The organism is Prochlorococcus sp. MIT 1342, from assembly GCF_047304495.1.
Classification (GTDB): Bacteria; Cyanobacteriota; Cyanobacteriia; order PCC-6307; family Cyanobiaceae; genus Prochlorococcus; species Prochlorococcus marinus_D.
Genome location: NZ_CP138957.1, coordinates 1,237,066 through 1,262,851, shown reverse-complemented (window position 1 = coordinate 1,262,851; position 25,786 = coordinate 1,237,066). Strand labels below are relative to the sequence as shown.

The 25,786-nt window shown below is 49.0% G+C and carries 23 protein-coding genes; 16 read left to right on the top strand and 7 right to left on the bottom strand.

The window, feature by feature from the left end; genetic code table 11:
• Nucleotides 1–16 precede the first annotated feature (16 nt).
• The 11 genes from SIB79_RS06555 to fba all read left to right on the top strand — a co-directional run bounded on the left by SIB79_RS06555 (nucleotide 17) and on the right by fba (nucleotide 10,354).
• A complete protein-coding gene (locus tag SIB79_RS06555) occupies nucleotides 17–553 on the top strand; it encodes a DUF3727 domain-containing protein (RefSeq protein WP_011129906.1) in 537 nt (178 codons plus the stop codon).
• Between the two features lie 5 nt (nucleotides 554–558).
• Nucleotides 559–1,068, top strand: a complete 510-nt coding sequence (locus SIB79_RS06550) for a YqeG family HAD IIIA-type phosphatase (RefSeq protein ID WP_011129907.1) — start codon at nucleotides 559–561, stop codon at nucleotides 1,066–1,068.
• Nucleotides 1,065–2,150, top strand: coding sequence for a glutamate 5-kinase (gene proB / locus SIB79_RS06545; protein ID WP_063403847.1), 1,086 nt, complete (start codon nucleotides 1,065–1,067; stop codon nucleotides 2,148–2,150). Before SIB79_RS06550 ends, proB begins: the two co-directional genes overlap by 4 nt.
• Nucleotides 2,151–2,206: 56 nt before the next feature.
• On the top strand, nucleotides 2,207–3,250 hold the full coding sequence (gene lpxD, locus SIB79_RS06540) for a UDP-3-O-(3-hydroxymyristoyl)glucosamine N-acyltransferase (protein WP_011129909.1): 1,044 nt from the start codon (nucleotides 2,207–2,209) through the stop codon (nucleotides 3,248–3,250).
• 37 nt (nucleotides 3,251–3,287) lie between these two features.
• Nucleotides 3,288–4,361: a 3-isopropylmalate dehydrogenase gene (leuB, locus tag SIB79_RS06535; protein ID WP_063403848.1), complete on the top strand. Its 1,074-nt coding sequence runs from the start codon at nucleotides 3,288–3,290 to the stop codon at nucleotides 4,359–4,361.
• A 97-nt stretch (nucleotides 4,362–4,458) separates the two neighbouring features.
• On the top strand, nucleotides 4,459–5,361 hold the full coding sequence (locus SIB79_RS06530; RefSeq protein ID WP_011129911.1) for a phosphoribulokinase: 903 nt from the start codon (nucleotides 4,459–4,461) through the stop codon (nucleotides 5,359–5,361).
• Between the two features lie 385 nt (nucleotides 5,362–5,746).
• On the top strand, nucleotides 5,747–6,559 hold the full coding sequence (locus tag SIB79_RS06525) for a prepilin peptidase (RefSeq protein WP_063403849.1): 813 nt from the start codon (nucleotides 5,747–5,749) through the stop codon (nucleotides 6,557–6,559).
• A 187-nt stretch (nucleotides 6,560–6,746) separates the two neighbouring features.
• Nucleotides 6,747–7,628, top strand: a complete 882-nt coding sequence (gene accD / locus SIB79_RS06520; RefSeq protein WP_011129913.1) for an acetyl-CoA carboxylase, carboxyltransferase subunit beta — start codon at nucleotides 6,747–6,749, stop codon at nucleotides 7,626–7,628.
• A 44-nt stretch (nucleotides 7,629–7,672) separates the two neighbouring features.
• Nucleotides 7,673–8,041 carry a hypothetical protein gene (locus tag SIB79_RS06515; RefSeq protein ID WP_063404104.1) on the top strand — a complete coding sequence of 123 codons (369 nt, stop codon included), beginning with the start codon at nucleotides 7,673–7,675 and terminating at the stop codon, nucleotides 8,039–8,041.
• A gap of 9 nt (nucleotides 8,042–8,050) precedes the next feature.
• On the top strand, nucleotides 8,051–9,160 hold the full coding sequence (locus SIB79_RS06510) for a Gfo/Idh/MocA family protein (protein ID WP_063403850.1): 1,110 nt from the start codon (nucleotides 8,051–8,053) through the stop codon (nucleotides 9,158–9,160).
• Between the two features lie 120 nt (nucleotides 9,161–9,280).
• Nucleotides 9,281–10,354 (top strand): class II fructose-bisphosphate aldolase, encoded by a 1,074-nt coding sequence (gene fba / locus SIB79_RS06505; protein WP_063403851.1) that lies wholly within the window; start codon nucleotides 9,281–9,283, stop codon nucleotides 10,352–10,354.
• Nucleotides 10,355–10,413: 59 nt separating this feature from the next.
• On the opposite strand, the gene SIB79_RS06500 is transcribed toward fba, so the two are convergent.
• From SIB79_RS06500 to SIB79_RS06485, 4 genes are all read right to left on the bottom strand, one after another.
• Complete coding sequence (locus SIB79_RS06500) at nucleotides 10,414–11,391, bottom strand: S66 peptidase family protein (protein ID WP_063403852.1); 978 nt, start codon at nucleotides 11,389–11,391, stop codon at nucleotides 10,414–10,416.
• A gap of 6 nt (nucleotides 11,392–11,397) precedes the next feature.
• On the bottom strand, nucleotides 11,398–12,051 hold the full coding sequence (purQ, locus tag SIB79_RS06495) for a phosphoribosylformylglycinamidine synthase subunit PurQ (RefSeq protein WP_063403853.1): 654 nt from the start codon (nucleotides 12,049–12,051) through the stop codon (nucleotides 11,398–11,400).
• A 7-nt stretch (nucleotides 12,052–12,058) separates the two neighbouring features.
• Nucleotides 12,059–12,367: a phosphoribosylformylglycinamidine synthase subunit PurS gene (purS, locus tag SIB79_RS06490; protein WP_063403854.1), complete on the bottom strand. Its 309-nt coding sequence runs from the start codon at nucleotides 12,365–12,367 to the stop codon at nucleotides 12,059–12,061.
• Between the two features lie 376 nt (nucleotides 12,368–12,743).
• Nucleotides 12,744–17,480, bottom strand: a complete 4,737-nt coding sequence (locus SIB79_RS06485) for a 2-oxoacid:acceptor oxidoreductase family protein (protein WP_063403855.1) — start codon at nucleotides 17,478–17,480, stop codon at nucleotides 12,744–12,746.
• Nucleotides 17,481–17,968: 488 nt separating this feature from the next.
• Here SIB79_RS06485 and SIB79_RS06480 point away from each other — a divergent pair, with 488 nt between their 5' ends.
• Complete coding sequence (locus SIB79_RS06480) at nucleotides 17,969–19,378, top strand: cation:proton antiporter (RefSeq protein ID WP_236072652.1); 1,410 nt, start codon at nucleotides 17,969–17,971, stop codon at nucleotides 19,376–19,378.
• A gap of 297 nt (nucleotides 19,379–19,675) precedes the next feature.
• Here the strand turns inward: SIB79_RS06480 and SIB79_RS06475 are convergent, their stop codons facing one another.
• Nucleotides 19,676–20,899, bottom strand: coding sequence for a glycosyltransferase (locus tag SIB79_RS06475; protein ID WP_063403856.1), 1,224 nt, complete (start codon nucleotides 20,897–20,899; stop codon nucleotides 19,676–19,678).
• A 210-nt stretch (nucleotides 20,900–21,109) separates the two neighbouring features.
• Here SIB79_RS06475 and SIB79_RS06470 point away from each other — a divergent pair, with 210 nt between their 5' ends.
• Together SIB79_RS06470 and SIB79_RS06465 are read left to right on the top strand one after the other, a co-directional pair.
• On the top strand, nucleotides 21,110–21,292 hold the full coding sequence (locus SIB79_RS06470) for a hypothetical protein (RefSeq protein WP_063403857.1): 183 nt from the start codon (nucleotides 21,110–21,112) through the stop codon (nucleotides 21,290–21,292).
• Between the two features lie 332 nt (nucleotides 21,293–21,624).
• Nucleotides 21,625–21,912 carry a hypothetical protein gene (locus tag SIB79_RS06465; RefSeq protein WP_236072653.1) on the top strand — a complete coding sequence of 96 codons (288 nt, stop codon included), beginning with the start codon at nucleotides 21,625–21,627 and terminating at the stop codon, nucleotides 21,910–21,912.
• A gap of 769 nt (nucleotides 21,913–22,681) precedes the next feature.
• On the opposite strand, the gene SIB79_RS06460 is transcribed toward SIB79_RS06465, so the two are convergent.
• Nucleotides 22,682–23,092, bottom strand: a complete 411-nt coding sequence (locus SIB79_RS06460; RefSeq protein WP_231901338.1) for a hypothetical protein — start codon at nucleotides 23,090–23,092, stop codon at nucleotides 22,682–22,684.
• 256 nt (nucleotides 23,093–23,348) lie between these two features.
• On the bottom strand, nucleotides 23,349–23,516 hold the full coding sequence (locus tag SIB79_RS06455; protein ID WP_071818067.1) for a DUF4278 domain-containing protein: 168 nt from the start codon (nucleotides 23,514–23,516) through the stop codon (nucleotides 23,349–23,351).
• A 15-nt stretch (nucleotides 23,517–23,531) separates the two neighbouring features.
• Here SIB79_RS06455 and SIB79_RS06450 point away from each other — a divergent pair, with 15 nt between their 5' ends.
• Nucleotides 23,532–23,711 carry a hypothetical protein gene (locus SIB79_RS06450; protein ID WP_155724657.1) on the top strand — a complete coding sequence of 60 codons (180 nt, stop codon included), beginning with the start codon at nucleotides 23,532–23,534 and terminating at the stop codon, nucleotides 23,709–23,711.
• 884 nt (nucleotides 23,712–24,595) lie between these two features.
• Complete coding sequence (locus tag SIB79_RS06445; RefSeq protein ID WP_063403858.1) at nucleotides 24,596–25,375, top strand: SIMPL domain-containing protein; 780 nt, start codon at nucleotides 24,596–24,598, stop codon at nucleotides 25,373–25,375.
• Nucleotides 25,376–25,786 lie beyond the last annotated feature (411 nt).

The following is a 25,786-nucleotide window of genomic DNA, read 5'->3' as shown; positions in this document are numbered from 1 at the left end:
ATCAACCTCAGCTCCAATGACTGCCCCGGGTCCAAACATCAATGGCGAGGTGCCAACGGTCTTAGTAAGAGATGATGAAGGGCGGGATCTGCTCTGTTTTCTCGAGCAACTCATTCCCCTTGATGACAAGGATTACGCCCTACTCACACCGGTCGACACCCCCGTCTCCCTCTTCCGCCTCAGCGAAGGCAACGATCCTGAACTGATCGAAACGATTGCCAGCAGTGAACCAATCCTTTCAGTGGCCGATGTCGTGCTGCAAGAACACGACCTCACTCTTGTTCGTTCAGCTGTAACACTCACTGTGAACGGTGAACTAGATGAACCCGATCCAGAGGAATTGGAAGATGAGGAAACCGATGACGACTCCGAGACATATGAATTACTCGTTAGTTTTATGGTTCAAGAGCAGGAGTATGGCCTTTATATCCCTCTGGATCCCTTCTTCGTTGTGGCTCGTATGACCGACGGTCAAGCAAAGCTTGTCGAAGGAGAGGAATTCGATCAAGTTCAGCCACGTATTGAAGTCGAGCTCGAAGATAGGGAGCTGTAGATCAGATGAGCCAACACTGGCTTCAGCCAAACTGGGCACCCGGCCTGACCCTCCCCCATCTGCCGATCCAGCACTTGCTGGATCAGGGCCTGCAGGCCCTGATACTTGACGTTGATCGCACCTTGCTGCCCGGGCGTGAGATTGAATTACCGCTATCCGTTACAAGCTGGGTTAAGGAAGCCCAACGCCATCTATTACTTCACCTCTTCAGCAACAATCCCTCTCGAAAACGTATCGGTTCGGTAGCTGAGCAACTAGATCTCACCTTCACCTGCAGTGCAGCGAAACCTCGCAGAGCCCGACTGCGAAAGGTACTCAATCAGATCCAGTGCAAACCTACAGAGATTGCCATTGTGGGAGATCGAATCTTCACTGACGTGCTAGCCGGAAACCGTCTTGATCTCTATACCGTTCTAGTTCGACCACTACGCGCCGATGGCTACCCCTGCAAAAACAACCGAGTTCAGCGTCTTGAACAAAAACTTGCTGCATGGCTAGGGGCCCCACAGACATGAGTCTGTGGGTGGTGAAGGTGGGAACCAGCCTGCTGAGAGGCAATGAGAAGCAATCCACCGCCGAAGTGATTGAGAGCTACAGCGCCTGCCTTTCAGCAAGCCTCAAGCGGGGGGATCATGTTGTCCTCGTAACAAGTGGCGCCGTAGGTCTTGGTTGTAATCGTCTAGGGCTAAGCCAACGGCCGGTCGATGTGGTGGCTCTCCAAGCGACGGCGGCGATCGGTCAAGGACAACTCATGGCTCTCTATGAGGCTGCCATGAGCCGAAGGGGTCACACCGTGGCTCAGGTATTGCTCACCCGCTCAGATCTTGGCTCGAGGCAGCGATACCGCAATGCTTCTAGCACCTTGAAGCAATTGCTCGACTGGGGCGTTCTGCCGGTGGTGAATGAGAACGACGCCCTCTCTCCGGAAGAATTGCGATACGGCGACAACGACACCCTTTCAGCTCTCGTTGCAACCGCAGTGGAGGCTGATCAGCTCATCATGCTCACCGACGTGGATCGCCTTTATTCCTCAGACCCCCGCATTAATGCCTCTGCCGAACCGATCTCAGATGTTTACCATCCCCATGAACTGACTGCCCTGGAAGTCGCGGCAGGGGAGGGAGGTCCCTGGGGCACTGGGGGCATGACTACAAAACTTGCGGCAGCTCGCATCGCTACCGCAAGTGGCATCACCGTTCTTCTTGCTGATGGCCGCGATCCTCAAGTGCTTGATGGGTTGCTGCAAGGAAGACGGAGCGGCACGGTGTTTCATCCTCACCCTCAACCTCTCGGCAATCGCAAGAGCTGGCTGGCCCATGCCCTGAAGCCCTTAGGGACCCTTCAGCTGGATGAAGGCGCCTGCGATGCCCTTCAACATCGTGGCGCCTCCCTGCTCTTGGTGGGGGTTAAAGAGGTGGAAGGAAACTTTGAAGCCAACCAGCCGGTAATACTAATTAATCCCGAAGGTAACGAGCTCGCTCGAGGCCTGTGTTCCTTGAGTAGTAAAGAACTGCGCGAGGCCATTGAGACCCAAATGAGCACGAATCGTTCACCGGTCGTGGTGCATAGGGACGTGTTGGTTCTCCGCAACGCGTGACTTGATTGAACATCACCAACACATCACGCCTACGATCCGCCGAAAAGTGATTTGACATGCGCTTCAGCCAGTTGATCGCCTCCCTCCAACAAGGAAGCGCTGGGCTGCAGGACCACCAGCTAGCTGAAGATCCTGAACTGCTTAGCGGCGCATCTCTCGATCAAGCAAAGGCTAATCAGCTCAGTTTTCTGGAACAGGGCAATGCACTAACCACTCAGCTAAGCCACAGCAAGGTTGGGGCCGTATTGATTCCACCTCAGGATGATCTACGTGTCATTGCTGAACAAAGAGGGCTGGCCTTTGCGGTGTTGCGAGATCCTCGCCTGGCATTCGCTGAAGCCTTGGAACAATTGCATCCACGCTCGCGGCCCAAGGCAGGTGTTCACCCCACAGCCGTGATCGGAGATCAAGTGCATCTTGGCCAAGGGATCTCAATCGGTGCGCACGTCGTCATCGGTGATGGCAGCCGTATCGGTGCCTATAGCGTGGTCCATCCAGGCGTAGTGATTTACGAAGATGTGGTGGTGGGGGAAGCTAATGAACTTCATGCCAATGCTGTTCTTCAGCCTGGTTCCAGGCTAGGTCTGAACTGCGTTGTGCACTCCAATGCCGTTGTGGGATCAGAGGGTTTCGGCTTCGTACCTACCGCCAATGGATGGAGAAAGATGCCCCAAACCGGTTTGGTGGTTCTTGAAGACGGTGTAGAAGTGGGCTGCGGGTCGACCATCGACCGTCCATCGGTGGGTGAGACTCGCATCGGCGCTGGGACCAAAATTGACAACCTCGTGCAAATCGGCCACGGGGTGGTTACAGGCCAAGGATGTGCCCTTGCCTCACAGGTGGGGATTGCCGGCGGTGCTCGCCTGGGTGAAGGTGTAATCCTCGCCGGTCAGGTTGGAGTCGCTAATCGCGCTGTAATCGGCGATCGTGCCATCGCTAGCTCGAAGAGCGGTATTCATGGCGAAGTTGAAGCGGGGGAAGTTGTCAGCGGCTATCCCGCGATTCCAAATCGCCTCTGGTTGCGCTGTTCCGCCACCTTCAGCAAATTACCGGAGATGGCCAAAATGTTGAGGAAGCTGACAAGAGATACACCTCAGTAACCTCACAGGAGGCACAAGCCATTTTGGAGTTCTCCACATGCGCCAGCACCGCATCGTTCTGCTGCCTGGTGATGGTATCGGTCCTGAAATCACTGCTGTAGTAAAGCTTTTACTTGATGCAGTAGGCCAACAACACGGTTTCAAGCTGAATTTCGAGCAACACCCCATCGGTGGGGTTGCCATAGACGCAAGCGGATCGCCCTTGCCCGCCAGCACCCTTGAGGCATGTCAAGCCAGTGATGCGGTGCTCCTTGCAGCAATTGGTAGCCCTCGCTTTGATGCCCTGCCCAGGGAGAAACGGCCGGAAACAGGCTTGCTATCCCTTCGGGCAGGACTGAAACTATTTGCGAACCTCAGGCCGGTGACGATCCTGCCGGCCCTGATCGATGCCAGCAGCCTGAAAGCAAATGTGATCAAAGGCGTTGATCTAATGGTGGTGCGGGAGCTCACAGGTGGGATTTATTTCGGCCAACCGAAAGGGCGGATTGAGGCCGATGGGGATGAGCGCGCTTTCAACACAATGACCTACTCCAGAACTGAGGTGGACCGAATCGCCAAGGTCGCTTTCGAGCTCGCCCGCAATCGCAGCGGAAAGCTTTGTTCAGTAGATAAGGCAAACGTGCTTGATGTCAGTCAACTGTGGCGTGATCGTGTCGATGCTTTGGCTGCCAACTATGGAGATGTAGAGCTCAGCCACATGTATGTGGACAATGCCGCGATGCAATTGGTGCGCAACCCCAGGCAATTTGACGTGCTGCTTACCGGCAACCTCTTCGGAGACATCCTTAGTGACGAAGCAGCCATGCTTACCGGTTCGATTGGCATGCTGCCCTCAGCTTCGCTCGGCAGCGAAGGACCAGGACTGTTCGAACCGGTGCATGGCTCCGCACCCGATATTGCAGGACAAGACCTGGCCAATCCAATGGCAATGGTGCTTTGCGCAGCAATGATGCTGAGAATTGGCTTAAAGGAAAACGATGCCGCCACGGCTCTTGAAGGATCAGTAGAGCGTGTTCTCGCGGCAGGTTTCCGTACAGGTGACCTCATGAGTGAGGGTTGTACCCAACTGGGCTGCGCAGAGATGGGTGAGCAATTGCTGCAAGCGCTTTAAAGGATCGAGAACTCTGATAAGCAAATGCTGATGTTGCCAAATTGAGCTGTTTGCTCCATGACCTGCCAAAATCTCTGGGCCTGTCCTGCCTGCGTCGATGTCGAAGCGTCACCCGGTTGTCGCCGTTACAGGGTCCTCTGGAGCCGGAACCAGCACCGTAAAGCGGGCCTTCGAACACATTTTTTCCCGAGAGAAAATCACGCCCGCCGTTGTGGAGGGCGATAGCTACCACCGTTTCGAGCGGATGGCCATGAAGGAAGCCATGGCTGACGCCTTGGCCAAGGGTGAAAACTTCTCCCACTTCGGCCCAGAAGCGAACTTATTCGACAAGCTGGAAGAGCTCTTCCGCACCTACGGTCAAACAGGGGGTGGCAAGAAGCGTTACTACTTGCATAGCACTGAAGAGGCAGCAGAACATAACAGCCGCCTAGGCACGAAACTTGACCCCGGTCAGTTCACCCCTTGGGAGGAAATTCCAACCAACACGGATGTTCTCTTCTATGAAGGACTGCATGGTGGTGTCGTTGGTGATGGCTACGACGTAGCAGCCTGCGCCGACCTACTGGTTGGGGTGGTACCAATCACCAACCTTGAGTGGATACAAAAAATCCACCGCGACAATGCCGAGCGTGGCTATTCCGCAGAAGCAATTGTGGATACGATTCTGCGCCGCATGCCTGATTACATCAACCACATCTGTCCACAATTCAGCCGTACAGACATCAATTTCCAGAGAGTGCCCACTGTGGACACCTCAAACCCATTCATTTGTAGGAACATCCCTACGCCGGATGAAAGCTTTGTGATCATTCACTTCCGCAAAGGTGCTCGCGAAAAATGGGGCATCGACTTTGGAGATCTGCTCAACATGATTAATGACTCGTTTATGTCGAGCCCGACAAGCATCGTGGTGAACGGAGGCAAGATGGGTTTTGCAATGGAATTAATTTTGACCCCGATCATTCATCGCCTGATTGAAGACAAACACAAACTCTCATAAACAAAATAATTTAGTTACCTCAACAAACAACTATGATGGGATTATCTGAGTAATCAGTTAATCCTATTTCTATTTCCAACCTCTCATTTGTAATTGCAACAGCCGCTTCCCGATCAACCGAGGCAGCACGCTGCGATCGGTTCAACAGCGGCCAACTGATTGAGAAAGCACGACAAATTTATTTCAACTATCTCTCCAACACCATCACTGGCACGGAACCCATTGGTGTTGTTCTGAATGAAAACAATGGGAAAGGACGCGTTGTCTTTGATCTTCCGGTTCTGCTTCCAAAAGAAAAATTTCTCAAGCTAGAGCTCCTGCGCACCCTCCCGATGCGCTCCCGTCAAACCCGTGCAAGAAACATCGCCATCTCTAGGCGCAGCTAATGCTCTGGATCTATCTAGCGATCATCGGAGCTTGTATGGGCAGCTTCATCAATGTGATGGCTTGGCGGCTTCCCCGAAAGGAATCATTGATTTGGCCTGGTAGCCATTGCCCACGTTGTGGATGTGGTGTGCGTTGGCACGACAACATCCCAGTACTCGCATGGATTCAACTGGGCGGTCGCTGTCGTGATTGCAGAACCACCATTCCAGTGCGTTATCCAGCGGTGGAGAGTCTCAGCGCCGGGCTTTGGGTATCGGCTGCCTTGGCAGCTCCAACCAGCATGGGTGAGTTGTCTTTCTTGTTCAATCTCTTTGCTGGAGTCGTGCTTGTCAGTGTGCTGTTGCCACTGGTCCTCATCGACCTCGATCACATGTGGTTGCCAGAATCACTTTGTCGGGCTGGCCTTTTGTTAGGCCTTGCGTTCACCGCGACAGCGGCAGTTTCACTCAGCTGGAGTAAGGGATCAACCCTGCTGCTCGACCATTTACTAGCAGCAGCAGCAGCCTTAATTGCGATGGAAGGGCTTAGCTTCCTTGCCAAAAAGCTCATTGGTCAGCCAGCCCTTGGGCTTGGTGATGCCAAATTGGCGGCCATGGCTGGAGCATGGTTAGGACTGAATGGGGTGGCTATGGCCATGACCCTGGCCATCATCAGCGGCGCAGCGGTTGGTCTCATCGGTCGGCTTGCTGGTCAGCTACAACCTCGCCAGCCTTTTCCATTCGGGCCTTTCATTGCCTTTGGGGTCTGGGGTGTATGGCTTTGTGGATCAGATTGGTGGTGGCAACATTGGCTCAACCTAATGGGTCTTTAATAGACCAACGGCTGCTAGAAAAAAATGCCAACTGTCAGTGAATCAAGCGCGCTTTAGATTTGGATGATTCACCACTTCTTAATTTGCGGTATTGGACAAAAGCATGGACACTTGATCCATCCTTATGCCTGCCCGAGAAGCCTTGTGCCAGTTGAGAAGTCACCCGTCCTCACACTGATTTAAAAGGATGAGTTTATTCGACTGGTTTGCTGATCGTCGCAAGGGTCAGTTCGTTGGCAAGGTGAGCCAGGAAACTGAAGAAAGCGATGGCCTTTGGGTCAAATGCCCCGAATGCGGTCAGGTTGTTTATCGCAAGGATCTTCATGCCAATGCAAGTGTTTGTTCCAACTGCGGCTATCACCACCGCATCGATAGCGACGAAAGGATCGTCCTGATTGCTGATCAAGGAAGTTTTAAATCACTGGATCGCAACCTCAGCCCTACAGATCCACTCGGATTTAAAGATCGCCGTGCCTATGCCGATCGACTTAGAGAAAGCCAGGCCTCAACAGGCATGAAGGACGGGGTCGTCACAGGTCTTTGCCAAGTCGAAGGAATGCCGATGGCCATGGCGGTTATGGATTTCCGCTTCATGGGCGGTTCTATGGGATCAGTTGTTGGCGAAAAGATCACCCGACTGGTGGAGCGGGCAACAGCCCAAGGTCTACCCCTCTTGATTGTCTGCGCTTCAGGCGGAGCTCGAATGCAAGAAGGTATGCTCAGCCTGATGCAAATGGCCAAGATTTCCGGTGCTCTTGAGCGACATCGAGAGGCTGAATTGCTCTACATGCCACTACTCACTCATCCAACTACCGGTGGTGTGACTGCCAGTTTTGCCATGCTCGGTGATCTAATTCTGGCGGAACCGAAGGCTCTGATTGGCTTTGCTGGACGCCGGGTCATTGAGCAGACCTTGCGGGAAAAACTACCCGACAATTTTCAGACTGCCGAATATCTGCAAGAGCACGGCTTCGTAGACACGATTGTGCCTCGCACGCAACTTCGTAAAACGCTGGCCTCACTCTTGCTGCTGCATGGCTGCAAAGCGAAAAAGGCTGCGGGTAAATGAGCAAATCTCTATTCCGATTCTGCCTCTGGCTAGGTCAGGGTTTCATGCTCCTGCTGCTAACCCTTTTTATTCCTTACGGCTTTCTCGAAGTAGAAATCGCAAGCGCTGGCCCAGTGGAATGGAGGGAAGTCCCCGCTACTGAAGCTGGACAGCAATGGTGGGATATAGGCAGCCTTCATTACGACAAGGATGGCAATCTCAGCGTGCTTAGTCGCTTTACTCCAGCGCTCAGAGAAGGCGAGAAGCAACAAAATGGCAGCCTTTATTTGATGCATGTGGATTGCGATCAAAAGCTCTTCAGGGATACCTCGGTGAATGGTTTGCATCGTTTCCGCGCAGAATGGAAACCCTCTGATGGCGATGAGCTCATCGATGCAGTCATCGATGAGGTTTGCACTGCAGAGGTGACGTAAATATCAATTATGAATCCAATTCGTCCTCCAATTGGTGTTGCTATTGCCGGCCTTGGCTTCGGTGAAAGCGTTCATCTTCCGGCACTAAAAGCCAATCCAGACCTACAGCCTGTTGCCCTATGGCATCCACGCAGAGAGCGACTAGAAAAAGCTTCTAACCAGCATGAACTTATCGGCTATAGCGATTGGTCAGCCCTATTGACTGATCCAAAGATCGAGGCCGTGATTCTGGCAACACCACCAGGCCCGCGTTTTGAATTGGCGCTCGAAGCATTGAAAGCTGGAAAACATTTGCTTCTGGAGAAACCCGTGGCGTTGCATGCCGATCAAGTCGCTGAACTGCAACGACTGGCCATCAAGCAAAGATTGAGCGTGGCCGTGGACTTTGAATACCGTGCTGTGCCGTTGTTTATGCAAGCCAAGCGTTTGCTTGATCAAGGGATCGTTGGAACGCCATGGCTGGTGAAACTTGACTGGTTAATGAGTAGTCGCGCCAATGCTTCAAGACCATGGAACTGGTATTCCCAATCCGAGGCAGGTGGCGGCGTGATTGGGGCGCTAGGCACTCATGCCATGGACATGTTGCATTGGTTGTGTGGGCCAACTCGCCAGGTGAGTGCTCTGCTATCCACCTCGATTCAAACAAGGCCTGATCCAATTAGTGGCGAACTGCGTGATGTGAGCAGTGAAGACGTCACCCTGGCTCAGTTAAAGCTGGGTGGAAATGAGAGGCCTGAAATACCTGCACAGGTGAGCCTCACGGCAATTGCCCTCCAGGGAAGAGGGTGCTGGCTGGAGATCTACGGCAGCAACGGCAGCCTCTTGCTTGGCAGTGACAACCAGAAAGACTATGTGCATGGCTTTGGCCTCTGGGCAGCAGCTGCCGGTGAGCCACTTCGCAGCATTAGCGCTGATTTGGATCTAGCGTTCCCCACCACATGGACTGATGGTCGCATCGCCCCTGTAGCGAGGCTTCAAGGCTGGTGGGCCGAGAGCATGCGCAGTGGCCAGCCAATGCTGCCAGGCCTTGCGGAAGGATGGGCCAGCCAACAGGTATGCGACAAAATAAGGGATTCAGCTAGATCAGGACAGCGACTTGAAATCCAATCGACACTCTGAAAATAAATAAGCCTGATAGGGATAGGTGACAGTTCTGACCATCGTCTTATAAAGTCCGGGGCCGCAGGTCCAGGACTCTTTGCTTGAGAACTGGCCCCTACTGACACTACGGAGATCTCTATGGCCCTCGTTCCGCTAAGGCTTCTGCTTGACCATGCCGCAGAAAACGGCTATGGCATACCTGCTTTCAACGTGAACAACCTCGAGCAGGTGCAGTCCATCATGGAAGCGGCTTACGAGACTGATAGCCCCGTGATCCTGCAGGCCTCCCGCGGTGCTCGAAGCTACGCAGGTGAAATCTTTTTAAGACATCTGATCATCGCCGCCGTTGAGACTTATCCAGACATCCCGGTTGTGATGCATCAAGACCACGGGAATAGCCCCTCAACATGCTTTGGTGCTGCAGCCAACGGGTTCACCTCTGTGATGATGGATGGTTCTCTTGAGGCAGACGCCAAGACACCTGCCAGCTACGAGTACAACGTTGCTGTCACAAAAGAAGTCGTAGGCGTGGCCCATGCCATTGGCGTAAGCGTGGAGGGTGAACTGGGCTGCCTGGGCTCCTTGGAAACAGGTATGGGTGAAGCCGAAGACGGCCACGGATTTGAAGGCAAGCTCGACCACAGCCAACTGCTCACCGACCCAGCTGAGGCCTCCGACTTCGTCGCTAAAACCAAAGTTGACGCTTTAGCAATCGCGATTGGAACCAGCCACGGCGCCTACAAATTCACGCGCAAACCCACTGGTGAAGTATTAGCGATCAGTCGAATTGCAGAAATCCATAAGGCCATCCCTAACACTCATTTAGTGATGCACGGTTCCTCTTCCGTTCCCCAGGAATGGCTGCAAATGATCAATAAATACGGAGGTGCAATCCCTGAGACCTATGGCGTTCCTGTCGAAGAGATCCAAGAAGGGATTCGCAATGGCGTGCGTAAGGTCAATATCGACACCGACAATCGCCTGGCTTTCACCGCTGCTGTGCGTGAAGCCTCTGTCGCTGATCCTGCCAACTTCGATCCACGCCACTTCAACAAACCTGCGCGTAAATATATGAAGCAGGTCTGTCTTGATCGCTATCAGCAGTTTTGGTGTGCCGGCAATGCCAGTAAAATTAAGCAACGTGATATCAACTATTACTCAGCCCTTTATGAGAAAGGGCAGCTTGATCCAAAAACCGCTGTTGCTGCATGATTAAGGCCAAATGAATCGCTGAGGGGGGCTGCGAGGCCTCCCTTTTTAATGAATATGGCTTAGGACAACAACATTAGAGATCCATTGCGTCCGTCGAGGCGCGCTATTGCTCCAAGAGGCAAGGCAAGATTCGGTTGGCCATGACCAACAGGAAGATCACTGACAATTGGCACGCCAAGAGAAGAAAGACGCTCCTCAAGGATGCCGACCATTGAGAAGTCTCCCGGGACAATCTCCCCTTTCCAGCTGAAACGGCCTGTAGCTAGGGCCGCAACATCTCGTAGCAGCCCTGCGCTGCGCCATTGTGTGAGCATGCGATCAACCCTATAGGGTGCTTCACCTACATCCTCGAGCACTAATACGGCACCACGCAAATCAGGGAACCAGGGTGTTCCGATTAGATGTGTGGCCACGGTGAGATTGGTTACCACTAAAGGGCCTACAGCAATGCCTGGAATGACCCCAATGCCTGATATCGGAGCTACAGACTGACAAGACAACAGACCAACCGTTCGTTGCCATTGTTCGTCAGATCCAGTCATCGACCCATGGATGGCGCCGCGAGATCCCACACCCCACTGGGCCAATAACAGAGAACTGGAGTCTGAGAAGCCGAGGCTCCAAAGGGAGCGTCGTGGGAAATGGAACCCGTCCTCCAAAACCCTTGCGCTACCCCAACCAGAGCCGATGTAGACAATTCCATCAACATGAGGATCCCTCCACGCGGCCTCTAGTTCAGCGCGGCGCTGGGCATCTGTGCCAGAAAACCAATGCCATTGGCGATGCAACGATGGAGGCAATTCAAGGAGCCACCCCTGCGCCTTGCAACGCTCAACTAAAAAAGAAAAGTCTGTTTGAGGATCGATCCACGTACCAGTATTGACAGCCCGAATTCGTGAACCATCACGAAGCGGTGTTGGCGCCGCCAAAGGTGTCGATGCATGAAAGGCTGGGGTCAATGTTCGCCCCAGCTTTGGCCAAGCCAAGGTTGCTGCTATGGCAGCCGGAAGCCCCATCAGCAGCGAGCGCCGTCGCATCGTGAATCAGCCAAGCAGTGATTGCAATAATCTTCTGCCATCCACACCACCAATCACAGGATCACAAGCCCGTTCAGGATGGGGCATTAAGCCAAGCACATTGCCAGTCTTGTTTGTAATTCCAGCGATATCAGCCACTGAACCATTGGGATTATTGACATAGCGCAAGGCGATAGCATCATCGTCTTGGAGCTGGCAAAGGGTTTCGTCACTGCACTGATATCGACCCTCACCATGGGCAATGGGCAGGGTGAGAGAATCTTTGCGTTGATGACCCATTAGCCAAGGCGTGCGGTTGCTTTCCACAGTGAGCAAAGCATCCTCACAGATGAAATGAAGGCTTCGATTGCGGGTTAGAGCTCCAGGGAGCAGACCTAGTTCAGTCAGAACCTGAAAGCCATTGCAGATGCCGAGCACCCTGCCGCCACGTGCAACAAATTCCACCAGCGACTCAAGCACCGGCGCAAAACGGGCAATTGCACCACAACGGAGGTAGTCGCCATAACTAAACCCGCCTGGAAGCACAACAGCATCAAGACCATTTAAATCACGGGTCTCATGCCAGAGAAAGCGCGTTGGGATGTTCAAGCATCCTTGCGCTGCCCAGCGCACATCGCGATCACAATTTGAGCCAGGGAAGACAACAACACCAATACTCATGGCTGCATTAAGCGGTGGTTGTAGGAACCGGCTGAAGATCAAGACTCCAATCTTCAATCACGGGATTGGCAAACAGGCGATCACTTAGCAGTTCCAGCTGCTTGCGTGCTTCCGCTTCATTATCAGCCTCGAGCTCAAGATCAACAACCTTTCCGATCCGCAGTTTGCTGATGCCTTCCACCCCAAGGCGATTGGCAGCAGATCGAGCAGCCTCCCCAGCCGGGTCAAGCACTGAAGGACGCAGACTGACAAGAACGCGGGCATGAAATCGCGGCACGGTCTGTAGGAAGTGGATTGTTAAATCTTCGCAGCTCATGGCACCCTCTTTAAAGGATGAAAGCGCGTTTAAAACCTAGGCCACTAGGCCCGCACTGCTTGCGTGGTGAATGGTGATGGTTGATTCAACGATCAAAACAATGCAGGTGCAGGAGAAATACAACGCAAAAATTATAGTTATCTGAGCATGACTATGCAGCCAAAGTCAAGATGAGCTGAATGGACTTTACTGACCCTGGTTGTTAGTTGCCTGGCTGATGGCAAGTAAGACTCTCTGATAAATCTTAACTTACAAGAGGATATAGATTATGTTTCTAAATATGAGACAACTCCTTGCCAAAGTAATGTTCCAGAAATACTCTCTGTAGCTCTATTGCATCAATAATATAGATAAGAATTGGCTGAAGTGAGTTTGGCTAGTGGATGGCTTGTTGAATTTGTTCATTCATCAACTCTCTGCCTCGATTAATTAAGTCATCTCGAGTGAACTCACCAGAATCCAGCCTCTGCAATATGATCTTCTGTGCTGCATAGTCTTCGTTGTGCAGCCCAGCACGGCTTTGCATCATCCGCCATGATTTACGGCGCTCTATATGGAAGAGAACCATCTGACGACTAACCGCATAATACTTAAACTTGCCATTGATTTCAGCCTTGAAATACACACCCCAATCAGGCACATAAGCATGATGATTCTCATTGAATACATTTCTATAAATAACATCTTGCTGCCTAATAAGAGTAAGCATATTGTCGATATGTATAAACTCGTCGACTTGTGCTTCAGGAATCTCTTTGAGGTGTCTGCGAAAACGTGCTTCGGTTAGAGCCCAGTGAGCAACAGTGAGATTATATGGCTTTCCATCTGATTGATATTTAGCTGCCCTCCAGTCTCGATTGATTGAAGGGTTACCCTTGAGCTCAAAAGTTTCTTGGATGGTCTCGCCAGCGCGAGGATTATAGATAAACTCAGGCATTCCACGACTATCTCGAATCATACGAGCCTGATAGGCACTCATGTCGTCACCAATACCATGCTCTGGCTGACAAGATGTATAGCATTGGAAAAAGGCTGTACCACGATATTCAAGTCCATCAAGCATGGCCTTATACATTTTCCCTGAATTTGCCATAGAAACCTGGGCAATAAATGGCGAACCATGGCCAGTTGTAAATGCTTCTGCAACACTTTTCTTCTCTACCAGCTTACCTTGCGAAGCAACACCAAATTGGTTCATGTCATATCCACCCAACATGTTAGAGCTGTCGGAGTTTTGACCACCAGTGTTGGAATAGACCTGCGTATCAAGCATCAGTAATTTCACATTTGGACGGTTTTGCAAGACGACCTTTGAAACGTTTTGGAAGCCTATATCGCCCATAGCTCCATCTCCACCAATCGCCCAAACTTTAGGTAACTCACGTATTTCCTGATCAGTCATGAGTGAGTCATCAAGATGAGTTAGCTCGAAGTATTCACGCTCACTACAAACATTGATGTCACGATCAAGAAGTGCTGTAGCAAGTCGTTCCGGAGTTACAGATCGACGTGCATGATTGAGGACAGCAGATTCTCCTATCAGCCAACTAATGGTTGCGCCATCCTGAAATAAGGAATTCATCCAGGGGTATGGATGAGGATTGGAGGGAGGAGTAGAGCCGTAAACCGTATTGCAGCCAGTGTGAGCACCCATATACATCGTGCACATTCCATTTGCTATACGTCCATCAACTGCCTGTAGATCACAGTGATTAAAGGCATCCTGATTGAGGACTGTTACCAGTGCTGTGATGACTTCTTGGTCAGTGATCTCACCAAATCTATTGAGCCGAAGAGTTGTATCATGTTCGTTTTCACCACCAAGACCCATTACTGCATGGGCTACAGAACGCTTAAACCAACTATATTCATCATCATCTTGAGTCTTTAGAGTTGCCAACCTTGTGACACCACATTTTTCTAATAGTTTTGCTTTTTTGCGTAAACGCTCTGCTTTTTGGTGATAAATGGGTCGCATGTATGCCTCTGTGATAGAAGCAGCAGCCCTCAGCACACTTTTTTCACCACAACCTGCACAAGCACCGTCTCCAGAGACAAGAGATTCGTAATTACTTCGTACCATCAAGTGCTTCCGCAGGGCTGATTCAAGTGAAGACTCTGGTGATTCAGACTGATATTGCCCAAGAAACTTTTGACTGGTATCTGGTAATAAGCGGCTAAAAACTTGGGCAGTTGTAAGATCGGCATTAAGTTCAGGCGTATCCTGTTTCATTCGCAAGGCATCATGTTCTCCACAAACCTGAACACACTCCCCACATCCTTTGCAGAGGTCGCTAACAAAAATAGAAAAGATACCCCCACTACCAGGATTCTTCTTCTCAAGACTTTTGTAAATACTAGGGGTGTTGTTATATGCAAGTGGTAACTTATCAACAATATCAATTAGCTGCCTACGTGAGGCTTCATCGATTGATGTAAGCTCATCTAACTCATTACTTAGAATAGTTTTAAAAGGCTGTTTGGTTTTGGATGCAACATTGTCATTCATTTTTTCGTGGCAACGTTGATCTAATCCAGGCACCTCCTTCAAAAGTTGCTTCGATGCATTCTCGTCAGTGACATAATTGCGTATGGCAGTGACAAGAATTGTACTCACATCCTGTGCTGTATTAGGCAAGGCAGTATCAGGACAGGCAGCGATACATTCCATGCATTGAGTACAATTCTCTGCGATGTAAATTGGGGTTTCGCGCCTGGCTACATATTTACTTTGTGTCGCGCCACTGGCAGGTCCCATAACAGATAAGCTTGCAAAAGCACCTGATGGTTGGTGATAGCCCAAGTCGTTTCGGAATTCTGAATCAAATTTCTGCAGTGTTTGGAATGGTGACCTATTGGCTTGTCCATCAGGCATCGAACAAGACGAACAACCACTAGCAGCACAACCTGCAGTTGCTGGAATCTCAATGAGAGCAGCATCCTTTGGTGCAAGCATGGGGTTGCGCATGCTTGAAGTGTCTACATCCTTATTTTTTCCATAAGCAATTTCCTCAACCCGTTCAAAGCCACCAGCCATAACCTTCATGTTTGAATCAACTACCGCGTCACCAAAGCGTCCGAACTTCTTTTGATATTGGTTGCGAACAACCTCTTTATAAGCGGCCTCACTAATCTCGTGATCCTGCAAAAAGGTTGAAACTTTGAAGAATGCACCAAGGAAGGAGTTTCCTTGCATCCTTAATTGCAGATCAGTTCGAGTTGTTGCTTCTCGAGCGATATCGAATCCAGGCAGAATAAATACACGAATACCGTTATCCTTGATGAATTTGCGATACTTTGAGGGAATTCGCTCCCAAGCTTCAGCCGCGGGCTCACTTGATTCCCATACAAGGCAACCGCCTTTATTTAAACCCGCAAGCGGATTAGTATGTGTGAATGCTTTGGGGTCACAGCAGAGCACTACATCAACATGATTTAGCTCACAATTCACTTGTATCTTTTCAGCCGCAACTGTTAGGAAATAATTAGTAGGGGCTCCTTTCTTTTCCGAGCCATACTTGGGGTTGGCCATAATGAAGAGCTTCTCTTCTAATTGGCCATGTTGATCATAGGTTGGATCACGTTCGGAAATCATTTGCCCAAACTTACCGATAATTTCACCAAGGTTTTTACCCGTGGTGATCATTCCCCAGCCTCCAATCGAATGGAATCGAACAGCAATCGCTCCATTCGGTAATAGTGATGGTGTGTCTTTAGAAACAACGCTATAGGGGTGATCAATACCTAGTGTGAAATAAGCTTCGCCATCAGCTGCACTTTTGCCGTCTTTCCGGGCAAGCTCCCCAGTGGCATATTCAAAAGCTCCGATGATATGTTCTGGTCGAAAATCTCTAGAGCCAAGCCCATAACTTCCGCGAAAAATTCTTGGTGTTTGCTCAAGTGTTATTGCAGGCATCAAGCCTCCATACTGTGCAGACTCCTGTCCTTTACTTAGAGCAGTGCGGATGTCTCGACCTAATGGATTATCACCAGCCAAGCCTTCATCTGTTCGTTCTAAAATAATGACATTCTTTTTGCCACGCAAAGCATTAATTACTGCCGCTTCAGGGAAGGGACGTAAAACATTTATATGAATAGAACCAACCTTGGCATTGCGGTGCTCACTTAGGTAATCGCATGCCGCTTCAATATTTTCAGCTGCACAACCAAGAGAAATAAAGACTGTATCCGCTCCCTCGGTTTTATATTCTTGAATAAGCCCGTAGTTGCGACCTGTTAACTGAGCAAACTCTAGATAGCATTGCTCAAGGAATTTAAGGATTGGTTCATTGAAATTATTACGACGTGCTATGACACCATTCATATGGTGCTCTTGATTTTGAACAGGACCTAAAAGCACCGGATTCTTTAAATCCAACATTTCGGGGACTCGGCGACGCCGAACTCCGAACAGTTCTCTTTGGGCTTGTGAAGGGCAATCTATCTGGTCATCTGGTGCACCCAGATATTCACGTAGTAGATCCGCTTCTGGGGCTCGATAAGTACGCTCAGAATGGGTGGTCAACATCCCATCTTGAATATTCATTCCTGGATTTAAGGCTAATTCATTGCATTTACGAAGAATAATTGCCTGATCTGCAGCTTGCTGGGCATCTCTAGCAATTAACATCGTCCATCCAGTATCTAGAGCTGCATTGAAATCATCATGGCCACAGTGAACATTAAGTGCATGCTTGGTCAGGGCTCGAGCTCCAACCTCCAAAACCATCGTCGAGAGCTTTCCTGGTGCGTGGTAATACTGCTCCATTGCATATACAATTCCCTGTCCAGATGTGAAGTTAACTGTGCGCTTGCCAGTCATCGCTACCGCAGTAGCACCGCCTTGCGCTGCATGTTCACCTTCTGCCTCAACAGATAACTTTTGGTTTCCCCATACATCAAGAGCCCCTTCTGCAAAAGACTGTTGATATATTTCACCCCCCTCTGTTGAGGGTGTAATTGGGTAATAGACACCTCCTTCTGTAATGCGCGTTTCTACCCACTTGGTGACAAGATGATTGCCATTACACGTCACCGGAATTCCTGGATACTTGGGGTTATCACCCCCCAGTCCTGCTGGAACCATCTCCTGTTCTACGGTTTGATCTGCCATACGTAGAAATCAACGAAGGAACATCTGCTGTGTGCGTAAAATCTACTGAAATCTGTGAACAGATTGCAGCACTTGATCAAAGAGAGGGAAAGAACACCGAAGCCCAGGCCCCAACGAGTCGATTCTAAAAAAGCTTAAGCCTCGCCCGTTTTGCCAATGTCAGTCTTGAGGCTTGCCTTGATTTTTTCAAGAGCTGGGGTCTCTGCTATCAACCCCTAAAAATAGTGAACTGTTCTTCCTGGCTGCATAACCTGGGAGAACAGGGGATGTTGCCTCATTCTGTTTTTAGAGGTTCTCAGGTAATGACTCTGTTGTTTTCAAGTACACCACACCATGAGACCACCTGGTATGACTAGGGAATAGTCCTATATTGCATGTAAAAGTACAAAGTCCTGTGAGTGCTTGCAGCTCAACAAAACCCATAGCTATCAACATTTCTGTCGTTGCTTGCCTTCGCAATAGCGCCCTCATCAAGGCCTATTGAATGATTGGTTGAAACAGAGCACCTCTTTTGCAGCTCAGTAGCAAAGCATCGAGGCAAACCGCTCAAGGGGCCTGAATCGGTTTCACAGAAATTCCATCAACAAGATCTGAACATGGATGGTGGATTTCGAGATCTACACCCGAATTATGGGCAGCATCAAGGGGACTCAAACTCACCACTAGCCGTGCTCCACAGCGACCTTGATCTGGCAGTGATCAGTTTAGTGATCTTCGCCTATTGCCTGCTTTCAAGACGATTGTCCAGGACAGCAGTCTCTGGACCACTGGTCTTTGTTGCGCTGGGCTTAGTTCTTGGCCCTGCCAACCTGGGCTGGCTCAACATCTCATTGGATTCAGCACTGCTAAGGCGTCTGGCAGAGATCACATTGGGTTTCGTGTTGTTTACCGATGCAGCAGCATTGGACTGGACAGTGCTCCGCAACAGTGCCCGCCTGCCAATGCGCCTGCTGCTGCTCGGACTGCCACTCAGCATTCTGATGGGTTTCGTGGTGGCCCGATTGATATTGCCTGAACTAAGCCTGATTGAAGCAGCCCTACTTGCTGTGGTGCTCGCTCCAACAGATGTGGCACTTGGCGAAGCGGTGACCACCAACCTCGAAGTACCAGAAGCTATCCGCGAAGACCTCAATGTTGAAAGTGGCCTCAATGACGGAATTTGTGTTCCTATGTTGTTGTGCTTTCTTGGTATATCAACTGGTCATCTTGACCAGATCAATGGACCGAAGGATGCATTGCAGAGCTTCGCCCAGCTGCTTGTCAGTGAAATAGGTCTCGGCCTCGTGATAGGAGCCTTTGTTGGATTATTGGGTAGTTGGTTAAGGGATCAGGCAGAACAACGCAAATGGATTGCTGAGGATTGGAGGCCTTTGATCACAGTGGCCCTGGCCCTGAGTGCCTACACCCTCGCCCAAACCCTTCATGGGAGCGGATTCATTTCCTGTTTCATCGCTGGTCTTTTTTATGGGATCTGCAGTCGCAAAGAACTCAAGGACGGTGAGATGGTCGCTTCCGTGGCAATGGGGGACATGTTGGCCCTACTGACCTGGGTTTTATTTGGCAGTGCCATGGTGCCCGATGCCTGGAGCCACATCACAGTCGCAAGTGTGGTCTATGGGGCTTTAAGCCTGACACTAGTGCGCGTTCTTCCCGTTGCCTTAGTAACCAGCGGCCTTGGACTTGATCACTGGACGAAACTCTTCGTTGGTTGGTTTGGGCCAAGAGGTTTAGCCAGCATTGTGTTTGTTGTGATGGTGGTAGACGCGGCGCTTCCAAGCGCACAAGCGATCCTTACCACCACAACGGTCACCATTGTTTTGAGTGTGATTGCCCATGGCATTACAGCTAACCGGTTTTCTATGTTCTACGGCCGTTGGGAAAGAAGCCATGCAGGCTGAAGTAAAGAAGATTGAGTTTATAAAGACAAAGCAAAAAAGACGAAAGCCCAATAGGACAAGCTAGTCAAATGAACGATATATTGAAATGAAAGTATCTACAGTAATGATTCTCAGGATTAGGGCTGGAGATGCTTGAATGACATGCCTGTCAATATCATTAGTGCTTGGAATTGTCAAAGATAATGAATGATAGAAATATGAGCCTATTGAGTGTTCTGCTGGAAGATGAATGAATTTAATTCTAGTAATAATTAATAGTTGATGCGACTTGCCTAACTAATGGCTAGCTAACACTTCTTAAGCCAAGGAACGGCCTTTCCAGGTCCAATCGCGTCCAGTCAGTGTTCTCCAAACTGAAGTTGGTCCAAGCAAGCCAATAAGGATGCCACCTGCACTCATCAACCACCAATTCGTTAATGGCACCTCGAATTTTTGACGTGTCCAAAGACGTAGAATGAACTGAAGTAATACACCAATTACTGAAAAAGTAAAGGCAATTAATAGTGCCCCATAAAAAGGGATCCAGAGCAGGCAAACTATGATCAGCAACAAGACTAGCCAGGGGCCTGTGAACATCAAGAAAACTAGTGCTGAGGCTCCGATTGCTTTAACGATACTGCTATCTAGGCCAAGAAACCAATTCTTGCTCCAGCCTTCCCAAAGCGCAGGAAAATTGTCGTACATCCGCAATTGCAATGCATCTAACCCAAGCAGATAACGCAGTCGAAAGCCCCCGCTTTTCACTCTACGAGCTAGAGCCAGATCCTCTATCACCACCTCAGCCAGTGCACGATGACCACCAATCTCCTCATACGTTGATCGGCGAAATAACATAAATGGTCCAGCGGCAAATGCTGTTGATTCAGTTGGATCATTGGCGGCTTTAATCGGAAAACCTATAGCCAAAAGACAGGCCATGATCGGTTGCACCATCCATTCAGCAGAGCAGCTGCAGTTAATACGTGGTACCAGGCTCAGCAGATCTGCTTCTTCCTCAATTGCCTGATTCAGTGCACGCTTGAGGGTTGCTGGGTGAAGCTCCACATCTGCATCTACAAACAGCACCCAGGTGCTACTTACAAGTTCCATTGCACGTGAGCAGGCCCAGTTCTTGCCTACCCAACGCTGCGCCAAGGGTCTTGGTCCGGCGTTCAAAATTGTAAAGCGACCTTCCTCGAGCTTTAATACTGAGGCGACAGCGCTTGCAACTTGAACGGTTTCATCAGTACTCCCGTCATCAACCAACAACACTCTCCAGTTATTGCAGGGTGGATCACTGGCCAAAATGCTGCTCAGGCACACCTTGATGTTGGTGGCCTCGTTATAAGCAGGAACAACCACTGTGAGCTCCGTTCTCTTGAGGGTTTCCCCCTTGTTAGTAGGTAGCTGCCCAGGCTGAAACTGCTTGGAATTTAAGGTAGGAGCATTTTGGAACACACGTACAAGACTGAAAAGCAGCAGTAATAAGCCGAGTGCTGCTCCTGCAGCAAAGACAATCAAGATCCAAGTAAGGATCAACAAAATTGTTTCCCTAAAAAGTCCTTCTATCAAATCATCTCAAGGAGTAATCGCGGAAATCAGTTCCATAGGCATTTGCGGTGAAAGCTGGAATGACCAGTTAAGGCTGTAATCAAAATCACAGGTCGCCATGAGCACAGTCACTAACTAACTGATAAAAGCCATGGATAATCATTGTATCAATGAAGTAATGATCATCATTTGGTCAAACCCATGACAACAAATAAATTCGAATTAGAGATCGAAAAGATCATCACACTCAGCATTGCGATTGGCTTTGTAACAACTGTTGCCACATCAGCTTTTACAGAAGTCAATGCGCAGTTGAATACCAACTCAAATACTGCAGGTCTTCCCTTTGAAAGCCTGCATAACGAAGTTAAGGCGAAGAACTGAGATTGCCTTAATAAGACTTACTAATCCATGTTTGCTGATTGCTTTTATTTGCAAAACCAAAATATAATTTTCTAATATTAGGTGTATTTGCTCGTAAATTCTTTGTTGGTAATAATCAAAGCCGATTTTTTACGAGCTTGCCTATATGCCGATGTTTCTATGAATGCAAGTACAAGCAGGTGCCACAATGGCTGAGGTTCCTTTGCGCAGGGTGTCCCGCATTGTCAGTCGAGAAGCCCATTGAGCCAAGCACTGTGATGCAGTTTCAGACCGAGAAATTGCGTCGAACAATCCAGGAGTGTCAGGATCTTGACACCCTACGTGGCATCGCAATGCAATTGTTGCAACTTCACGAGAAAAAAAGCGCAATTGCAGAGTGGGCAGCAAAAAAGGGAGCTGATGCTGAATGTCGAGCACTTGTGGCCGAGATGGGTAACAACAACAAGCTGGCCAACACTTTTCAAATAATACGAAGTGACGGCCAATCAGATGAGATCGCTGGTAGGTATTTTTCCAGCTATGACGAGGCCCATACTGTCTTGGAAAGATATTATGCTGATCTCAGCTGTTGCGATGAGGATGAAAGAGAATACTATGACATTGTTGAGGTAAATAGCTAAGGCATGATGCCTAAGCCACCCCTTATGATTATTTCAAGTGGAAGTATTTGCCTAAAACAAGAAAGGAAATTCAGCATCGCATCTTCCTTGTTGATCTTATCAAAACTGAGAAGTAACTAAGGGGAAATGCTTGATGAAAAGCGGAAACAGCACTTTAGTTTAAGCGACAAACTAATGACGTCATTCTTGTTTATTCAGTCGATGTGAATGAAAAAAAAGATTCTGGAAATTAATTAACTATACAGAGAGTTGACATGCAAATCTAAATGCATACAGCTCAGGACTATCTTGTTGAATCAACAGATCTGAAAAGCCTTGGTAGGCCTATCTATGGTCTTTTACCAGGGCAAATCCCAGCCCATTCGACCAAATAGCCAAATTCCTAAGGTGACCTTGGCTCCAGTTGTTAAAAGCCACCAGCCCAAGAGCTGCTTTTTAGTAAAGCCAAACAGCATTTTGACAAGACCTTAGTCATTACCCTTCATAGCCCACAAAGCGGTCTGTTAGCTACCAGCTGTAGTGGTTAGTCAAAAAAGAGCCCCCAGCTGTCGGTCTGGAGGCCTGCATACCTTGCTCAATTCAAATCAAAACGCGCTCAATAGCCTTGCGCTCTCGTAAGTAATACTCATTGCTTTATCTCGAATCATCTGGTTTGCAGGAGGAGAAACCAACCTCGCTTACTGGGATATGTGAGGGCGGCCAGCTCTGGGCATGGTCCCAGTGATAATTGGGGAGGCTTGCCCATATACAAGATAAAAAAGAAGCTCAATCAATCGGCATCTGGTTCCGCTTTGATTCTGTAATAGCGATCAACGCCGAGCCATTTCCAAGTTGCTCTAGCTGACTTTGGCCCCATAAAGGCAGCCAAAAGAAGGATTGGTAAAGACACCCAGACAACTCCTGCTTGAAACGTTAGCCAAATAAGCCATCCAACAAATACAAGTTGAAGCAGACCAAGGATGGTAAAAACTGTTCCTCTAGGGTAGCGGAAGCCTTTGTAGAGAAGAACTGTGCACATGCCAAGGGTGAATGCTGGGGGCATCGCCAAAGCGATGTTCTTCACCCAGAACTCAAGCAGAGACGTATCTCCATAGATGGGGATACCGCTCAATGAGGGGTTAGTGGCCAGTAGTGCTAGCAGGAATATGACGGTTAGACCTGCGGCGAGTTGACGACTCATGGCTTCGTTGGAACACCCCCTCGAGATAGCAGGTTCTGATGACACTCGCAGTGACTTGGTGGAAAACCAAGTCAAGCAATCCTGGCATCCACAAGTCCCGTACTGAGAAGTAGAAACAAGATGACTTGATGATCGCGAAAAAGCTTTGCAATAAAGCTGCAAACAGTTGAGAGGCGCTAGACAAGCTCAGACCACAAAAAAGCCCCGACGAGCGGGGCGAGGTCAAAGGGTTTTTCAGAAGTGATTGCCAAATGAATTACTTCTGGTACTCCTGTCCGCGATAGGTGAGCACAGGATGGGTCTGGGCTGCTTTCAGCTTGTTGTTTGCGTAGACAGTGCGGCGGTATGTCAGTTCTACGAGTTGCTTAGGTGCAACTTCTTTGTGCTGGGCATACTGCTGGCCGCGATAAAGAAGCGTGGTCATGATTCAGAGTCCGAAATGACGTCCAAGTCCCCGTTCCATGGCTTGGCTCGAACTGCGCCCTGCAATGATCAGGGTGAACGTTTTGGTAGCTATCGCTACAAATCAATTATGCACTCTGCGCGGCAGGGTTGGTTGTTCATGCGGATACAAAATCCTGCATGGATGGCGCCTCTTCGCTCTGGATTACAACTGTGAAGCTGTTCTGGAAATCTAGATTCGGTCTGAATTCTCTCTAAAGCTGTCGTTACCGAAGTGACCATTCATGACTTTTATCGGGATGTGGTCGCAACAAATCTTTACGGGTATGGATGAATTGGGGTAAGTATCCTTGCAGAACTTACAGCAAGTTTCGCTATTGATTTCTTGATCGAATGAGCGTTGGTCCTTAAAAGGGAGCTAATCAGAGGGAATGAGAACTGGGCATATTTCAACCAAAGAATTAGTGACAAGATTCAACAGTAGAAATACTTGAAATCGTCAGCAAGGCAGCAGGCTCTGCTGGCCTCCCTCAGCGGGCCGGCATTCAGCTCAGTCCTAATCAGCACCTCTCCTAAATGAGACGAGAAAAACTGAGAATCACAATAAAAAATCCCCTTGGTTTCCGGACCCAGGGGATTGGACGCCGTCCATGGCTAACTTCGCATCTGCTTGGGGAAGAAGCTGTAATCAAGGCACCAAGCGAACGTGCCGAATGTATCGATCATCCTGATCAGTATTCACTATTCCCCTGAGCTACGTATTTATTTTCAAGTTTTGGGATTGCCAAAAGTCTAAATATCAAGAGTCATAAGCATAGTAACGTATAAATAAATTGAACAAACCAATAAAAATGATTACTGAACTGTGCACACATAAAATGGAATGAAAGATCTAACGGTCGCTTTTCATGCATCAAATTTCAAAAGAAAGAAGAGGGGCGTTGGAGTGGATGTGATTACAGAAAGAAAAATATCAACAAGCGAATCCGATTATTGTGACTATCAACATTCTCGTGCAAGTCTAACAAGGTTAATTTAACAGAAAATTGACTAGCCATTGGCACGAAAATTACTAGGATTCCTCAATAGAGTCAGCCAGTCATGACCTCACCGCAAAGTCGAAGCTTGCTAAGCAAGTGTACTGATAATACTTGGCAGCTGCTGCGACGCACTCCACCACTGGTGTTTGCAACGGCTGTTTTCGTGTGCGGCATCGTCGCGGCATCTTCAATCTTAGTGAAGGGAATTCGCAGTAGTAATGACACAATTACTGTCACCGGAGCCAGTACGGAGCGGATTACGAGCGACTATGTCGATTGGTCTGTAAATGTTAAACAAACTAGTTACAACCAGCAGACTTCCTATCAGCTGCTAAAACCATCGTTAGAAAAAACGATTGTCTTTCTAAAAGCTAATGGGGTCAAGCCTGATGAGATAGAATTAGGAACTGTTAGGTCTAATAAAGATCAAGTTCGCAATCCAAAAACGGGAGAACTTCTGTCAACAACTTGGACGACAACTCAAGCTGTTCTGATCGGAAGTTGGGATGTTAAAAAAATCCACATGATTTCAGGAAAGATCAGTGCCCTAATTGGTGAAGGGGTACCTCTTTCAATTAATCGCCCCTCCTACACTTTTACAAAACTTGCAGCCAAGCGAGTTGACATGCTCGCAAAAGCTACTCGTGATGCACGGAAACGTGCAAAGGCTATTGCCCAGGAAGCAGGCTCGAGTATTGGCGCAATTACCAACGCCGATACCGGCACATTCCAGATCACAGTGCCTAACTCTACACAAATGAGTAGTTATGGATCATACGATACCAGCACAATCAAAAAAGACATCACCGCGGTTATGGGGGTAACATTTAGGGTTGAATGAAGACCGAATAAGTCTATAGAGTTGAGGTTTTGTCTTTTTAATAATACGATTGCTGATTATACTAAAATGAGTAATATCATGTATTATGTTAATACATTGCTAGTGATTTGTTGTTCTTTTTCATTGATAGCCTGACTCGAAATGAAGAGTCTTGCTAAAGTTCTATAATGCCTGAGCCGAAACAGTACATTGCATGATCAGGATAGGGATTGTCAAGAATTTCACTGCATGCTTGCTAAATGATCCAGTGCTAGCTAGTAAATATGAGCATCATTCGCAATGTTTTTTTTTCTAATGATCTAGAATTGAAAAGAGAATCTATTCTATGCAGGGCAACTATTGCCAGCCAATTGCCAATAGTCTTGAACGATCGTCCTCAGTCTTCACCCCAGCCAGCTTCAGGGAATTTTA

Coding starts and splice junctions, on each gene's coding strand:
- purQ (WP_063403853.1), bottom strand. CDS start 12,051: ATGAGTATTGGTGTTGTTGTCTTCCCTGGCTCAAATTGTGATCGCGAT.
- SIB79_RS06445 (WP_063403858.1), top strand. CDS start 24,596: ATGACCTCACCGCAAAGTCGAAGCTTGCTAAGCAAGTGTACTGATAAT.
- SIB79_RS06485 (WP_063403855.1), bottom strand. CDS start 17,480: ATGGCAGATCAAACCGTAGAACAGGAGATGGTTCCAGCAGGACTGGGG.
- SIB79_RS06515 (WP_063404104.1), top strand. CDS start 7,673: ATGCTCCTGCTGCTAACCCTTTTTATTCCTTACGGCTTTCTCGAAGTA.
- SIB79_RS06500 (WP_063403852.1), bottom strand. CDS start 11,391: ATGCGACGGCGCTCGCTGCTGATGGGGCTTCCGGCTGCCATAGCAGCA.
- leuB (WP_063403848.1), top strand. CDS start 3,288: ATGCGCCAGCACCGCATCGTTCTGCTGCCTGGTGATGGTATCGGTCCT.
- SIB79_RS06460 (WP_231901338.1), bottom strand. CDS start 23,092: ATGAGTCGTCAACTCGCCGCAGGTCTAACCGTCATATTCCTGCTAGCA.
- lpxD (WP_011129909.1), top strand. CDS start 2,207: ATGCGCTTCAGCCAGTTGATCGCCTCCCTCCAACAAGGAAGCGCTGGG.
- accD (WP_011129913.1), top strand. CDS start 6,747: ATGAGTTTATTCGACTGGTTTGCTGATCGTCGCAAGGGTCAGTTCGTT.
- SIB79_RS06450 (WP_155724657.1), top strand. CDS start 23,532: ATGACGTCCAAGTCCCCGTTCCATGGCTTGGCTCGAACTGCGCCCTGC.
- purS (WP_063403854.1), bottom strand. CDS start 12,367: ATGAGCTGCGAAGATTTAACAATCCACTTCCTACAGACCGTGCCGCGA.
- SIB79_RS06455 (WP_071818067.1), bottom strand. CDS start 23,516: ATGACCACGCTTCTTTATCGCGGCCAGCAGTATGCCCAGCACAAAGAA.
- proB (WP_063403847.1), top strand. CDS start 1,065: ATGAGTCTGTGGGTGGTGAAGGTGGGAACCAGCCTGCTGAGAGGCAAT.
- SIB79_RS06550 (WP_011129907.1), top strand. CDS start 559: ATGAGCCAACACTGGCTTCAGCCAAACTGGGCACCCGGCCTGACCCTC.
- SIB79_RS06555 (WP_011129906.1), top strand. CDS start 17: ATGACTGCCCCGGGTCCAAACATCAATGGCGAGGTGCCAACGGTCTTA.
- SIB79_RS06465 (WP_236072653.1), top strand. CDS start 21,625: ATGCAATTGTTGCAACTTCACGAGAAAAAAAGCGCAATTGCAGAGTGG.
- SIB79_RS06525 (WP_063403849.1), top strand. CDS start 5,747: ATGCTCTGGATCTATCTAGCGATCATCGGAGCTTGTATGGGCAGCTTC.
- fba (WP_063403851.1), top strand. CDS start 9,281: ATGGCCCTCGTTCCGCTAAGGCTTCTGCTTGACCATGCCGCAGAAAAC.
- SIB79_RS06530 (WP_011129911.1), top strand. CDS start 4,459: ATGTCGAAGCGTCACCCGGTTGTCGCCGTTACAGGGTCCTCTGGAGCC.
- SIB79_RS06510 (WP_063403850.1), top strand. CDS start 8,051: ATGAATCCAATTCGTCCTCCAATTGGTGTTGCTATTGCCGGCCTTGGC.
- SIB79_RS06470 (WP_063403857.1), top strand. CDS start 21,110: ATGACAACAAATAAATTCGAATTAGAGATCGAAAAGATCATCACACTC.